We start from the raw sequence: 13663 nt of genomic DNA, 5'->3' as shown, positions 1-13663 counted from the left end.
GAAAATGCTCCTTTTTTGTTAGAAAATTATCATTTGAGTTTTGTCTCATGAAAAAATGAGAAGAAGGAATGTGGAGGTATTTTTTCATAAAAGTCTCATGGTTATTACGAAAGGGAGCTTTAGACACCAAGTCTTTTGACCTATCAAAATATTTATTAGAAAAAATGTAATTGAAATAGTTAATAAGATGTGTAACTTTTTTGAAAATAAACAATAATGAGTTTGAAATATAAAAGTAACAGACTTAAAGATTTAGTTACAAAATTTAAAGAAAAAAGATTCCAAATGCCTACATTCTCCACGTGAATAGGAAATTGGAAATAGATTCACTTTCCCTTCGTGAATATAAGGAAAAAAGATACTAGGAAATATTTCTAACGATTGGTATGGTAGACAATATTACATACAAAATGTGGAACCTTCTTGTTCCCCCTTATGCATAGAATTAGACGAGTCTCATAAGAAAGGATATTCTTTGCCGTTTTTGAAAGAGGCTGCATGTGCATTCGAGGGTCAGGGAGATCAACTGCTTTTGCTAAAAAAATCAGCTCATAATGTGTTTCCTTTTTCGATCTGATTCGTCTAACAATATGCTTGAGGGGAGCGGGTGAAATGGAAAAAGTCTCTGCAGATGCTTTTGAACATCTATATCTAGAATATAGTGATAAAATATTCAGCTATATTTACCTTCTTGTAAATGACAACGAGGTAGCTGAAGATTTAACACAGGACACCTTTATTAAGGCATATAGAAGTTTGGATCAATTTAATGGTGAATCTCATTTGTTTACATGGCTTTTCCGTATTTCCAGAAATGTGACGATCGATTATTTAAGGAAAAAGCGTTTATTCACTTTTTTTTCAATAGACAAGTTTCAATTTGAGTCCAATCAACAAACCCCATTAGAGATTGTAATGAAAGGTGAAAGAGTAACCATATTATACGAGGCAATCCGGGATTTAAAACTAAGTTATCAGGAAGTACTAATTCTAAGGAAAATAAAAGAGTTTTCTATAAAAGAAACAGCTGAAATATTAAATTGGAATGAAAACAGAGTAAAAATAACAACCTCAAGAGCTGTAGCAGCATTAAAAAAAGAATTGATGAAAAGGAGGGAAAACAGTGAAGAAGTTATCTGAAAGTGAGCTGTCATTTCAGGAATTAAATGACATTCCTCGTTCAAGCCGCCAAAAACAGCAGACCTTCCAAAGAATGATGTCCGAGATAAGCAGAAAATCAGATAATAAGAGGCGAGTACTTCCAAAAGTCTTAACAGGTATGGTCTCGCTCGCAGCATGTTTTCTATTTGTGTTTATAATATTTTCCGAAACGGAACTAAATAATGGTACTGACATACTGTCTAGTATTGATGGAAAAGAAATTGTCCAAATGGGACTAGCCACATCAAAGCTAGAAACTTCTTTCTTACCAGGAGAAGAGGAGAATCAGAAAGATACGTTCATTATAGATGATGACAATGGGAGTAAAATTGTATTTGAAATGCTAAAAAGTGCAGAAATAAGCACGTTTAAACCTGTAACTGATCCATCATATGATTTGTTGATTACACTTACAGGACCAGAAATACTAAAAATAAAGGTTTGGGAAGAAGAGGGAGAAGTGTATTTAAAAGAACTGAATAAAGATAAATATTATTATGTTCCAGAAGAAAAAAGCAATGTATTTTTTGAATATGCCAGTTCATTACCTCATTATATTAAAAAGCCTAGGTAACACCGGCAGTAAAAAAATCGGCTAAGCGAAAGCTAAGCCGATTTTTCCTTTTATTTAATCATACAATTTTTACTCCAATATCCATCAACACAAACATAGAACTTTGGATTATCATTATATACATATTTGGAACATACAAAGCAGAGTGTTTCGGCAGCTGACGAATTATCTTCATCAAGATTAATTGATAATTCCTCCATTTTATTCGGTTCTAGTTCTTCTCCAGGATCATTTGTTTGCTGTAAGTCCATTTCCATTGAATCTTCATTTACATCAGTAACTATCGTCTTTTCCGCAACTTCACCTTTCTCGCCTTTTGTTAGCATATAGTTATTCGATGATGCAAAGGCTTGTGTAGAGATTGCTAGCAGAAAAATCAACAATATTGCCATTTGCTTTTTCACTTCTATTCCCTCCATTTCCTTTTAATACTAGTAGAATAGCATAATTTACCAGTTAATTAATGGTACGAATTAGGTGAAATACTATAGATATTTCTTACTATTCTGAATATATCTTCCCTGCTTAAGAAATAAGATTTTTGATGGAGGAGTGAAGCTTGGAATTTTTTGAAAAATCAAATGAAGAATATCAATATACCGCTTTTTGGAAAACGATTAAAACGGCTAAATTTCTATATGAATGCTGCTGAGTTTTCAAAATAAAAAAAAGCCGCATAAATAGCGGCCACTTAACATTCTTTATTAACAATAAATATCTTAAAATTAACATAAATGAGTACAACCTATTAGAAGGTCAATAAAAATTAGAACTCCTGCCAAGATGTTAAAGTCCCATTATCAAAATACAGGTAAATAGCGCCACCATCTAGTATATCCCCATATATCCACTGTTCTATTGCAATATAATCTGAGTCATAGCTATTTAGATCATCTGGGTACCCCCAGGACAACAATACTTGATCCATATTCATACCTGTCTGTACTTCTTCATTTTTGATAAGATTCCATATGGTATCAGAAAATTTAAATGTTTTAAATGGGTTCTTTGTTAAATAACTTGCTTCAATAAACGATTCATCTACGTATTGATATGTAAAATATTTATCTTCGATTTTAATTTTAATATTTAAGCTGCTAAGCTCAGAATTCTTTTCCGAACTTATTAAAACTGCTTCTTGTAAATTTTTTAAGTCTACAATTTCTCCTTTGTTGTTTTCATAAAAATCAGGGTTTCTTAGCCAAATTCTTTCTTTTCCTACAAGTTCTTTCTTTTCTTTAGATGGGGTTTGGTATGTGAGCGATTTTGAGTCTTTTACAAATTGACTTGAACCTAGACCATATAAAATCCCGTGTGTTTTATCCGTTTTTTTAGAGTAGACTCCAAATTCCTCCCCCTTCTTTAAAGTACGTACACTGGTAAGTTTATTATCTTTATCCAATTTATACAGTTGAGTATCCTTGTTGATTATTACTTTTCCTATATGCCCTTCCTTGAGAGTAATTTTCCCCCATTTAACAATTATTTTTTCAGCATGGGCACTATCTAAGGGCGAAAATAGAACAGCAATCATAAGCAGTACTGGCAATAAGCTAAAAATCTTTTTCAAAACCTATACCCCCTAATATTTACATATAATGAAGATTTTACTACTTATATCTAAATATTTCTATACATTAATAGAAATACATTGTTAAATATTTGTATAAACCTGTCTTATAAATATCCTACACATGATTATTTTTTCTTCTCTTACCTGTGATTCCAGATTAAGCATATCTTCTTTTCATTATAGATAACCTCTTTATCATTAAATTTCATCTGCTTATCTCCGTACTTTCAAGAAATGTTGATGGAAATTCCTTCTAAATAGTAAACTATAAGAAATCTAAAAGGCGGGAGGTTATTACAAATGGAAATGTTTGTAATTTCGCTATTTTTCACCTTAATCTTCGGCACATTCTCATATATGCTGTTAAAGCATCCTGAAGGCGTTTTAAAAGTGAGCTCTTTTTCAAATAAATTCTCTGGCAAGCCATTTTTAAAAAAGTTCCTTATGTTTATGGGTTGGTGGTTTTTATTACTTGTGATAGGGGTATGGATCATATTCATTGTCACCTTATTTGAATGAGCTTTTGAACTATTTTACTTATAAGTTTCATCCGATGAAAAATCTAATCACTTGGTTACTGCGTTCATCTTTTCTGTACAGCATAGGAAACTTATATAGAAATCAGTCCGAAAGCTTTTTCCATCCTATTCTTAATCCTTATTTTTTGTTTTACTGATTTTTGTTTCTAGGGGTTATCATGGCTTTATCAGAGGCAGAAATTGCAGAAGGAATTCAAGTATAAAAAGAATAATAGAATATTTACACTGAAATTATTTTTAAGGTGAAACAAGCGGATTCCTAAGATAGAAATGAATATGACGATCTAATATTTCAACCTATATTTTATCTATTTATTTATCACAGCCAAAGGAAAAAAGATTCCCACTAAAGTTTAGCGGGAATCTTTTTGTTCGGGAATTATACTAATTCAAAGTTTAGTGCTGTGGGGGATAGCCATAAGGATTAATTACTGAATCAGCTGCTTCAATACCATGTTGTGGAGGATACCCAGCAAAAGCAGCTGCACCTGTGCTAAAAAATCCTACACTTAAGATTCCTAAAGTTAATAGGCTCTTTACAAGTATCTTTTTCATTATTTCACCACCCTTTTCTTTATTTTCTTACTAATACTAATATTAGCAATTTATTGATAATTTTTCCACTTCTTTCTCCATAATTTCTAATAATCTCTTTTTATTTTCTAATTTTAATAAGTGCAAACATTCCTCCAGATACTTTTTTCCTCTTTCAATTTCTCCTAATTTAATATAATTTTCACCCATTTGATAGTAAAACTCATTAAAACAGTACAATGACTCTTCATTAATACAAAGATCAATCCCTTTTCGGCAATATTTCAATGATTCTTCATAATGACCTAATTCCGTAAATACTTGAGATAAACCAAATAATACTCTTATTTTCACCTTTGAATTTAGAATATGCGGAAGTTTATCTAAATTAGTTTGAGCTTCTAAATAGATCGGAAGAGCACTATGAAAATCACAATTCTCATAATATAATATTCCGATACTATTCAGTATTTCTGTTTCTCTTTCCGTGAGGTTAATTCTATTTGGATTTGTAATTGAAATAGCTTCATTTAAAATACTTTCTGCTTTAATTAAATCTTTTTCAATATAAAAAACACAAATTCCTTCATGCCATTTAATGTACTGAGCAAGTAACGGAGGGCTAAACAAGGGGTTACGCATTTCTTGATGGACAATATTATCTATTGCATGATAATTACGTTCTCTTTTATACTTTTCTATTAGCTGTATGACTGCTGTTGAATAATTTATTCTAGTTTCAGAAACTACATTAAAAAAATATGAAACATCCACATTTAGTCTATCTGCTAATTTATAAACAGTATCAAGACGAGGGTATGCTTTATCTTTCTCAAAAGAAATAAGTTCATCTTCTGAACATATACCGTCAGATAGCTCTGAAATGGATATTTTTTTGTATTCACGGAAGGATTTAAGAATATCACCAATTAAGTAATTTACCATCTAACCGCCTCCTAAAACTAGTCATTTATTGTTAATTATACCATATATATCAAACCTGATTTATAATTCAAAAGTAACATTAAACAAATATTCAAACTATTTTTTATTTAAACCTTCTAATAGGGTTTCTTCTCAAATATCGTGATATTTTTTAAATGTTTCAAAGTAGATTTTACTATTCTCATACAACTAGATCGGGCAATAATAGAAGTTATTTTCCCACCCTATTTTATTAGAAAAATCATTATATTCATTGACAGGGAGTATTCCAGCTTGTATATTATAGCAATATATTATTTTATCAATAACATTACATAATGAAATAACAAACACTATGATTAGGAATAGTAGAAGATTGTTCATGATGAGCAGAGAGCTGCGGGTTGGTGGAACGCGGTCACATGACACTTTGAACTCGCCTGGGAGTGGTTGAGCCGAATACGATATGTTTATCTAGGTTCTAACGATTAACCTGCGTTACAAGGTTTCGCAAGATATACTTTGCGCTAAGCTGGACTCAATAATAAAAAGAGTCAATAAGAGTGGTACCGCGGTTGGCCTAAAGCCTATCGTCTCTTTATAGAGACGATAGGCTTTTTTATATGCTTCAACTAAATAGTAGGGGGTTTGAAAAGATGGATGGCAGTCAAGAGAATTTAAAGCGAACGATGACATCACGCCATATTATGATGATGGCATTGGGAGGAGCAATAGGTGCAGGATTATTTAAAGGAAGCAGTACAGCCATCGATATGGCAGGTCCAGCTGTAATTGTAGCTTATCTTATTGGAGGAATTATCTTGTTTTTTATTATGCGTGGACTTGCAGAAATGGCAATAAAAAACAAACAGGCCCGAACATTTCGTGATTTAATCCAACCCTTTTTAGGTAATTATGCAGCTCATTTTCTTGACTGGATTTATTGGAAAATGTGGGTGTTAAATATTGCAGCAGAATCAGTGGTAGCAGCTATATTTATACAGTACTGGTTCCCAGGTGTACCCGTTTGGATACTTGCTTTAATCGTTTCTGCAATTGTGACCATTGTAAACTTATTTTCAGTAAAGCTATTCGCTGAAACCGAGTATTGGCTTGCCCTATTAAAAATCAGTGCAATCGTATTATTTATCATTTTTGGCTTAATCATTTTATTTGTACCTTTTCAAGATCATGCCGCGATAGGATTTTCTAATCTGACCAAACACGATGGATTTTTCCCAAATGGCATGCACGGATTAATTATGGCAATGCTGGTAGTCATTTATTCATATGGCGGTACTGAAATGATAGGTGTTACTTTAGCAGAAGTAAAAAATCCAGAAAAGACGATACCGAAAGCTGTAAAAGGCACGTTAACACGGATTATTGCTTTTTATATTTTGCCATTCTTTGTAATCGTGAGCCTTATTCCTTGGCACCAAGTGAATGACGTTCCCGAGAGCCCGTTTGTGACGGTGTTTAATTTGATTGGAATTCCATATGCGGATCACATTATGAACGCCATTATCTTATTAGCTGTTATTTCTTCAATGAATTCTGGGCTATATTCCTCATCAAGGGTACTTTATACACAAGCAGTGGATGGAAATATTCCCAAACTATTTTCAAAGGTTTCTAAAAAAAAGGTCCCTGTTTATTCAATTTTAGCCTGTACATCTTCGCTATATATAGGAGTGCTCATTTCTCTATTTGCAGGGAGCAAGACTTTTAATTATTTAATGGGGTCTCTAGGATATACTGTCTTATGTATTTGGATCATTATTGCGATGGCACATTTGAAGTCTCGCATTAAACAGACACAAAAAGCTCCATATCCCGCTCGCTCTTTTCCTTTTACGACATTGATAGCTTTAATGGCACTGCTTGCTATTTTAATTGGGGTTATGGCTACAACTTCTATTAGTGTAACGATAACAACGATTGTCATCTATTTATTCATAACGGCAGCTTATTTTAGTGCCGGTAAGTTTTCTAATAAAGTTGCGTAATATTCAGGGGTCCGAGCCCTAATGCTCCTTTAGGTCAAAAAACCACGTCGTTATGACATGGTTTTTGACTTCTTTATATTTATGTGACGATAATAGCCTGTTACCGAGCTCACTTTAAAAGATTCGAAAGGTTTTGTGTAGCACGATTCGTTTCTTGAATTAAGCGTGCTAGTTGTTCTTTGTTATTGGTTTGGGATTGAACGGTTGCAGAAATTTCTTCCAGGGAGGAGGAAGCTTCTTCTAATATTGACGCAAATTCATTTACTGCTACTTCAATCGCATCTGTTTCTTGATCAATATTTTTGGCAACCCCGCTAAAGGATTGAACTTCTTGTTGAAGGTGTTGAATAGAATGCTGAATTGATTCAAAGATCGATTGATTCTTTACTGTTCCTTGAATATTTTCATCCATTTTACTTGATACGAGATTCATTTGGTTCTGTGTTTCTCGATTATTTGTATGAACTTGATTTAAAGTAGTCGAAATTTGAACAGCTGTTTTATCTGAGGTTTCCGCTAGCTTGCGGATTTCTTCAGCTACAACAGAAAAGCCTTTTCCTGCTTCTCCAGCTCTTGCAGCTTCAATCGATGCGTTCAAAGCAAGCAAATTCGTTTGTGCCGTTATTCCTTGTATGGCTTGAATAGAGCTCAGGGATGACTCAATATTTTCACTTAATTGATTCATATCCTTCTCCATCAATTCAATAAAACTTTTAAATTCCTGCATTTGATCATTCATTATTTGGGATTGTGAGCGGCCTTCTTCTATTTGACCTGTCATTTGATCAGTAGATTCATTAATTTGCAGCACACGGTCATTCATTGAATCTACTTGTTTAGCAGTACGTTCAATTGAATTCATAATATTGGTGATAGCGTTCCCTTGCGATTGTGTACCTGAAGCAATTTCTTGCAGCGCAACATTAAGTTCTATCGTCGCTTGTTTTTCTGATTCTGATTGTTCCTCTACCATCTGCATATTACTAGCTATGATTTGTGAGTTTTCCTCTAGAATTATGCGATGTTTAGATTCATTTTCCAGCCTTTCTTCCGCAGATGTCTGCATCTTACCAAGATCCGCTTCAAGTTTCCCCATAATTTTTTGTTGAAAAAACAACACAATGACAGCAAGAGAAAATAGTAATAAATAAGTGGAAATATCAGAGGAATAAAGCTCCCCATTTAAAGCAAAGGCAAAGACCAATAATCCAACGCCAAATGCTGTTCCCATTAGGTAAAGAACAATATTCATATACAGAGCCGAACATACTAATAAATAATAAATGAGGGATAGATTATTCTCAGAGGGACTAATTAATATGATCATTCCAAGAATAATAGTTAATCCGGCTATCGCTAAATATGCAATTTGTTTCGTTAATCGTTTGGTTAGATGTAAAAATGCGATAATGGAACAAAGAACTGCTCCACCTATAGCGATTGTCAAAATAAGCTGCAGTGTTTTTCCTAAACTTGCTTCAACAGCCACACCTAGAACAACTGAAATGATTAACATAATCAGTGTAATTCTATTCTTCTTTCTTAATGTTTCTATCTGTAACTCTTTTATTAACATCCTCATTCTCCTTCAATACTTTTCCACACATATTTTACTAGAAAAAAATCCCTTTGTATATAGTTTTATAAGTCGTAATACCTAGTAGAATTTCTTGTCTAGTTTTAACGAAAACATTACATTCCACACCACACGAAAAGCTCTCTTTTTCCTTATATTCATGTTGATTAAAGTTAGTATCTTAAAACAATTGAAGGAATATAAAGAATATTATAGAAATAATCAATAGCCATTATAAAAATGATTAGAAGGGAGAATACAAATGAAAGCACTTGTATCATTTTTTAATCGAGTCATGCAGCGGTACTTGCCTGATCCATTTCTATTTGTCATTATTTTAACGTTTGTGGTGTTTATTCTTGGGCTTATTTTCACTGATAGCGGACCTTATCAGATGGTCCAGCATTGGGGGAATGGATTTTGGGGACTGCTGGTCTTCACTATGCAAATGGTTCTTGTTTTAGTAACAGGGCATGTTCTTGCAAGCAGCAAGATTTTTAAAAAGGGATTAGGTGCATTAGCCTCTACTGCTAAATCACCGGGGCATGCTGTTATCATTGTAACGATTGTCTCATTAATTGCCAGCTGGATAAATTGGGGATTTGGTCTTGTCATAGGGGCTTTATTCGCAAAGGAATTAGCGAAGAAAGTAAAAAATGTTGATTACCGTCTTTTAATAGCAAGCGCTTACTCTGGTTTTGTAATATGGCATGGGGGAATTTCAGGGTCAACACCGTTAACCATTGCAACGGAGGGCCATTTTTCACAAGATTTAATTGGAATTATTCCAACAAGTGAAACGATTTTTTCTGGTTTTAATCTCGCCATTGTTATCGCATTATTCTTGGCTCTTCCGCTAGTTAATCGGCTAATGATGCCTTCTAAGGAAGAAACAGTAACTGTAGATCCCTCCTTATTAGTGGACGATATTCAAGCTGGTGCTATTGAAAAGGGGGCCATGACACCTGCAGAACGGCTAGAAAACAGCCGAATTCTTTCTCTGCTTATCGGATTATTCGGGATCATTTTTCTATTCTACTATTTCGCTCAAAACGGTTTTAAACTGAATCTTGATATTGTTAATTTCTTATTTCTATTCTTAGGCATTCTTTTCCATGAGACACCAAAGCATTTTTTAGAGGCTGTTATTAATGCAGTTAAAGGTGCAAGCGGGATTATCATCCAATTTCCTTTTTATGCTGGTATCATCGGAATGATGACAGCATCTGGATTAGCTGCAGTTATTGCCAATGGGTTTATATCGATATCTAATGAATTCACATTTCCGTTATTCACCTTCTTAAGTGCTGGTTTAATTAATATCTTTATCCCTTCTGGAGGAGGCCAATGGGCAGTTCAAGCACCGGTCGTACTGGATGCAGCTATTGCACTCGATGTTTCCATACCGAAAGCAGCAATGGCTGTTGCCTGGGGGGATGCTTGGACAAACTTGATTCAGCCATTTTGGGCTTTGCCTGCACTTGCAATTGCAGGACTAAAAGCAAAGGATATTATGGGGTACTGTGTCCTGACACTTATCGTGAGCGGTGTTATTATTTCTTTAGGTTTTTTATTTTTATAAAAAATATGGGACAGGATTCCTGTCCCACTAAATCAATTCAATATTTAGCTGCTGCAGCAGCCACTTAGGAACTACAAAGCGTGCTGTCATTAACGGGTCTACGATTTGACAGACTTCAGCTTGCCCAACCGCACTCATAAGCATAGTGACCTCATATATTGGCAGACCTGTTTTTTCTGCTATACGATCGATCATTTCCTCTGCTGCTTGTTTACAAGCTTGATCCAACGTTTCAGCCGAGACAATTTGTGTAAATACCTCGTTATTTTCAAGCATTGGATTCTTTAATGATACTCCCTTCAGCACTTCAAGTGTGATGATCACTTTTCCAGGTACCTCTATTCCAGATACACTTACTTCCCCGTCCCCCATTGCTGCATGAAAATCACCTATCCCAAAAAGAGCACCTTCTGTAAAGACTGGAAAGTATAGAGTTGCACCTTCTGTTACCATTTTATTATCCATGTTTCCTCCATGAGCACCTGGAGTTCCACAGCTCACTCCCTCACCCTCTGGTGCTACCCCAATCACGCCAATCATTGGATTTAATGGAATCTCAATCTCATTAAAAATCGCTTTTCCATTGCGAACAGGGATAATTTTTGCTTGCATTTCATTGATGCGATGGCCCATAACTCCAAGTTTCGGACCAACTACCATTACACCCTGCTCACCAATTTCTATCTTTTCAATTTTTACCTTTAACACATCTCCTGGATTGGCCCCTTGTACAAATATTGGACCTGTAGCTGGATTAATTTGATTCCAGTCAATTTCATCAACGACAGTATCATGTGATTGTATTTGATTTTGAAAGCAATCAAATGTTTCAATTTCGATCGTTGTACCAGATGCAACAGATTTGATAGGCTTGTGTGCTTTGTCAAAATTATAAATAATTCCCGCTTGGCATGATAAAGTCTCCATATGCAGCCCCTTTCTCGATCTCCTTGTTATCAAACTATTCTTACTTCTCCTAAGGACATTATATCAAAAATCAGCCTAAAATTTTGAAGAGAATGAATAAACAATCCTGTATTTTCCGCATATAAGATGAACTCACTCATTTAAATTTCTATTACTAATAAGTACAATCAAAAATAAGAGCCCAAAAAATTGGGCTCTTTCCATCACTTACCATACAACTCTTTATACGCAATAACCTTTAATGCTAATATTTCTTCTTCTGTTAACTTTCCTTCTATATTCTTAAGCACTTCTTCCTTAGACATGGATCCCTCTTGTACTTTCACACGTATATCATTAAGTTCAGAAATCCCAACTTTGCTTATAAGTGCTCTTGTTGCTTCTTCTTTTGTTGCAAATGGCAGATCTTCTGTATTTGCTGTTTTCGCTTCTTCTAAATAAGTTTTTAATTCAGGATCATTTTCTATTGTTTTCTTTATTTCTTCCAAGTCACCGCTGTTTTCTAACTCTGTCGTTACCGTTTCCATTATTTTTTCTGAAGCCATATTTGTTCCAAAATAATAGACTGCATAACCAATTCCACCTAGTATAATGATCGTTATCACTAAGAATTTAATGAATTTCATTATAGCCACTTCCCTTCATTCATAGAATTAATGATACTACAAATAGAAGAGAAGTTGAATTTTTTCGATGAATGTTAACATGCCTTGTAATATTTACATGCAGTAAGTTACTCTATTCTGCAGCCTTCAGCGATAAATGAAAGGAATGTTGCAGATGAAGTAATCTTCCTCCATGAAAGCTGACTGCCTTTCAGCATGCTCATATTCTTTCGCAAGCAAGGATCGTTCATAAGCGTATATGTTACCTCTTGCATGCTTGCGCCCTTGTTGTCCTATTATGAATCTAAGGGTAATATATTTCACACGATAAAACCTAATTAACTTCAGCCATCACTTCATTTAAATCCTGACTTCCCTTTGTACCTTACTAGTCATCTATACATGAAGTTATTCATCAGCCTTCCTTTGCCCTATAATTAAAAGAAAAAACTATTCTAGTAACATAGAATAGCCAAAGGAATTATTTGCACATTTTAACCAATTTATTTTAACTTCTGATATTTGATTATTAACTCATCAAGCTTTTCACTTGCCTCAATCGTATCAAGATGTCTAAATCCGTTTTCTCCCCAAATTTCAATTCGTTCATCTTTTGACAAACTGATTAGATTTAATGTTTTTTCTTCAAAATATTCTTTTATTAGTAGTTTCAATTTAATTGAAAGCGATATATATTCTGAACTAGCTGGTCCTTTTTGAATATAGAATTCTTTTAGACGGATTTTATGATCAAATATATCCATTAAGAGTTCCATATTTTCACAATGACAGCGGTCTATTGTATTCATAACGCACCTCTCCCGATTTTACTTTCTAATGGTTCGCATAGCAAGATTTACAAAACATTCTTGATGTTAACATAGACTACAATTCTTGTGAATATAAAAAACAATAGTAGCATAATTCAAAAAACCACTAAATAATATTGAAATACCAATAGTTATAATAAAATCATTTCCAAACCTATTAAACTCTATATTTAGAAAAAGGTATCCATAGAGAATTACTATAATTTGATAACAATATTATCAAAGTAAATATATTCTTAAGATTGCTTCAAATTTTTAAATTAAATCATTCAAAGATGTACGCACGCTTCGGACTGGATTTTTACCATTCAACTAGTTTTCTTTTTGCATGAGAATGTCAAATTAGACTAAATTTATGGTGTTCATAAAATACTATAGAAGAATTCTTATAAGCGGCTAGATGGATTTCAATTAAACTGCTGGGGGAAATATCATCACAGATTCAAATATTTATGTAAAGATTGCAGCAAGTATGAAGGGAAGCAATGAAGCCTCATTTTAAGGACAATTATTAGGATCAATCTTGGATAATCTTGGTGAAGAATAAAACTCAATTTGTTATATGTAAGAGACAATTGCTATTCTCTCCTGTTTAATCCTCTTATTTTGAAATAGTAGGTAGAGATTATAAGCAGAGCTTCTCCTCTTGAATGGGTTCTTCTTGTTAGTTAATCTGCAGTCAATTACTCTTAATTATAAAAATTAGACAATAAAAAAAGAGTATACCAAAATTGTTTTGGCATACCCTTTTTGCCTGGCGGCGTCCTACTCTCACAAGGGGACAGCCCCTAACTACCATTGGCGCTGAGAAGCTTAACTGCCGTGTTCG

At 33.8% G+C, this 13663-nt stretch carries 14 protein-coding genes, 1 rRNA gene and 1 other annotated feature; of the genes, 5 read left to right on the top strand and 10 right to left on the bottom strand.

From position 1 onward, the window contains the following. Positions 1 to 612: 612 nt before the first annotated feature. Entirely contained in the window at positions 613 to 1140 is a 528-nt protein-coding gene (locus ASU02_RS22820) for an RNA polymerase sigma factor (protein WP_057767731.1), read from the top strand. Next, positions 1124 to 1735 (top strand): hypothetical protein, encoded by a 612-nt coding sequence (locus ASU02_RS22815; protein WP_057767730.1) that lies wholly within the window; start codon positions 1124 to 1126, stop codon positions 1733 to 1735. Before ASU02_RS22820 ends, ASU02_RS22815 begins: the two co-directional genes overlap by 17 nt. A 50-nt stretch (positions 1736 to 1785) precedes the next feature. Here ASU02_RS22815 and ASU02_RS22810 read toward each other — a convergent pair whose 3' ends face one another. Both ASU02_RS22810 and ASU02_RS22805 read right to left on the bottom strand, forming a co-directional pair. Beyond that, positions 1786 to 2139: a hypothetical protein gene (locus tag ASU02_RS22810; RefSeq protein WP_057767729.1), complete on the bottom strand. Its 354-nt coding sequence runs from the start codon at positions 2137 to 2139 to the stop codon at positions 1786 to 1788. A gap of 362 nt (positions 2140 to 2501) precedes the next feature. After that, positions 2502 to 3305, bottom strand: a complete 804-nt coding sequence (locus ASU02_RS22805) for a hypothetical protein (protein WP_057767728.1) — start codon at positions 3303 to 3305, stop codon at positions 2502 to 2504. 303 nt (positions 3306 to 3608) lie between these two features. On the opposite strand from ASU02_RS22805, the gene ASU02_RS22800 reads away from it, so the two are divergent. After that, on the top strand, positions 3609 to 3827 hold the full coding sequence (locus ASU02_RS22800) for a hypothetical protein (protein ID WP_095396756.1): 219 nt from the start codon (positions 3609 to 3611) through the stop codon (positions 3825 to 3827). Between the two features lie 416 nt (positions 3828 to 4243). On the opposite strand, the gene ASU02_RS26560 is transcribed toward ASU02_RS22800, so the two are convergent. Then, positions 4244 to 4402 (bottom strand): hypothetical protein, encoded by a 159-nt coding sequence (locus ASU02_RS26560; protein ID WP_157684558.1) that lies wholly within the window; start codon positions 4400 to 4402, stop codon positions 4244 to 4246. A gap of 42 nt (positions 4403 to 4444) precedes the next feature. After that, a complete protein-coding gene (locus ASU02_RS22795; RefSeq protein WP_057767727.1) occupies positions 4445 to 5326 on the bottom strand; it encodes a helix-turn-helix domain-containing protein in 882 nt (293 codons plus the stop codon). Between the two features lie 325 nt (positions 5327 to 5651). Next, positions 5652 to 5906: a binding site (T-box leader), on the top strand. Positions 5907 to 5961: 55 nt separating this feature from the next. Here ASU02_RS22795 and ASU02_RS22790 point away from each other — a divergent pair. After that, positions 5962 to 7314: an amino acid permease gene (locus ASU02_RS22790; RefSeq protein ID WP_057767726.1), complete on the top strand. Its 1353-nt coding sequence runs from the start codon at positions 5962 to 5964 to the stop codon at positions 7312 to 7314. A 109-nt stretch (positions 7315 to 7423) separates the two neighbouring features. On the opposite strand, the gene ASU02_RS22785 is transcribed toward ASU02_RS22790, so the two are convergent. Next, a complete protein-coding gene (locus ASU02_RS22785; protein WP_057767725.1) occupies positions 7424 to 8890 on the bottom strand; it encodes a methyl-accepting chemotaxis protein in 1467 nt (488 codons plus the stop codon). 262 nt (positions 8891 to 9152) lie between these two features. On the opposite strand from ASU02_RS22785, the gene ASU02_RS22780 reads away from it, so the two are divergent. After that, complete coding sequence (locus tag ASU02_RS22780; protein WP_057767724.1) at positions 9153 to 10472, top strand: short-chain fatty acid transporter; 1320 nt, start codon at positions 9153 to 9155, stop codon at positions 10470 to 10472. A gap of 27 nt (positions 10473 to 10499) precedes the next feature. Here the strand turns inward: ASU02_RS22780 and ASU02_RS22775 are convergent, their stop codons facing one another. From ASU02_RS22775 to rrf, 5 genes are all read right to left on the bottom strand, one after another. Further along, a complete protein-coding gene (locus tag ASU02_RS22775; protein WP_057767723.1) occupies positions 10500 to 11399 on the bottom strand; it encodes an acetamidase/formamidase family protein in 900 nt (299 codons plus the stop codon). Positions 11400 to 11602: 203 nt separating this feature from the next. Further along, positions 11603 to 12025: a hypothetical protein gene (locus ASU02_RS22770; RefSeq protein WP_057767722.1), complete on the bottom strand. Its 423-nt coding sequence runs from the start codon at positions 12023 to 12025 to the stop codon at positions 11603 to 11605. A 107-nt stretch (positions 12026 to 12132) separates the two neighbouring features. Further along, positions 12133 to 12279 (bottom strand): hypothetical protein, encoded by a 147-nt coding sequence (locus tag ASU02_RS26555; protein ID WP_157684557.1) that lies wholly within the window; start codon positions 12277 to 12279, stop codon positions 12133 to 12135. Between the two features lie 228 nt (positions 12280 to 12507). Next, on the bottom strand, positions 12508 to 12813 hold the full coding sequence (locus ASU02_RS22765) for an aspartyl-phosphate phosphatase Spo0E family protein (protein ID WP_057767721.1): 306 nt from the start codon (positions 12811 to 12813) through the stop codon (positions 12508 to 12510). Positions 12814 to 13586: 773 nt separating this feature from the next. Beyond that, positions 13587 to 13663, bottom strand: a 5S ribosomal RNA gene (gene rrf, locus ASU02_RS27460); the annotation flags it as partial.

This window comes from Cytobacillus praedii (assembly GCF_001439605.1).
GTDB classification, from domain to species: domain Bacteria; phylum Bacillota; class Bacilli; order Bacillales; family Cytobacillaceae; genus Cytobacillus; species Cytobacillus praedii.
Note: the sequence above shows the minus strand (reverse complement) of the source record. Positions and strands in the feature narration are given on the sequence as shown.

What these genes read in the sequence shown, in the direction of transcription:
- ASU02_RS22820 (WP_057767731.1), top strand. Translation starts at nt 613, where the DNA reads ATGGAAAAAGTCTCTGCAGATGCTTTTGAACATCTATATCTAGAATAT.
- ASU02_RS22800 (WP_095396756.1), top strand. Translation starts at nt 3,609, where the DNA reads ATGGAAATGTTTGTAATTTCGCTATTTTTCACCTTAATCTTCGGCACA.
- ASU02_RS26560 (WP_157684558.1), bottom strand. Translation starts at nt 4,402, where the DNA reads ATGAAAAAGATACTTGTAAAGAGCCTATTAACTTTAGGAATCTTAAGT.
- ASU02_RS22795 (WP_057767727.1), bottom strand. Translation starts at nt 5,326, where the DNA reads ATGGTAAATTACTTAATTGGTGATATTCTTAAATCCTTCCGTGAATAC.
- ASU02_RS22790 (WP_057767726.1), top strand. Translation starts at nt 5,962, where the DNA reads ATGGATGGCAGTCAAGAGAATTTAAAGCGAACGATGACATCACGCCAT.
- ASU02_RS22785 (WP_057767725.1), bottom strand. Translation starts at nt 8,890, where the DNA reads ATGTTAATAAAAGAGTTACAGATAGAAACATTAAGAAAGAAGAATAGA.
- ASU02_RS22780 (WP_057767724.1), top strand. Translation starts at nt 9,153, where the DNA reads ATGAAAGCACTTGTATCATTTTTTAATCGAGTCATGCAGCGGTACTTG.
- ASU02_RS22775 (WP_057767723.1), bottom strand. Translation starts at nt 11,399, where the DNA reads ATGGAGACTTTATCATGCCAAGCGGGAATTATTTATAATTTTGACAAA.
- ASU02_RS22770 (WP_057767722.1), bottom strand. Translation starts at nt 12,025, where the DNA reads ATGAAATTCATTAAATTCTTAGTGATAACGATCATTATACTAGGTGGA.
- ASU02_RS26555 (WP_157684557.1), bottom strand. Translation starts at nt 12,279, where the DNA reads ATGCAAGAGGTAACATATACGCTTATGAACGATCCTTGCTTGCGAAAG.
- ASU02_RS22765 (WP_057767721.1), bottom strand. Translation starts at nt 12,813, where the DNA reads ATGAATACAATAGACCGCTGTCATTGTGAAAATATGGAACTCTTAATG.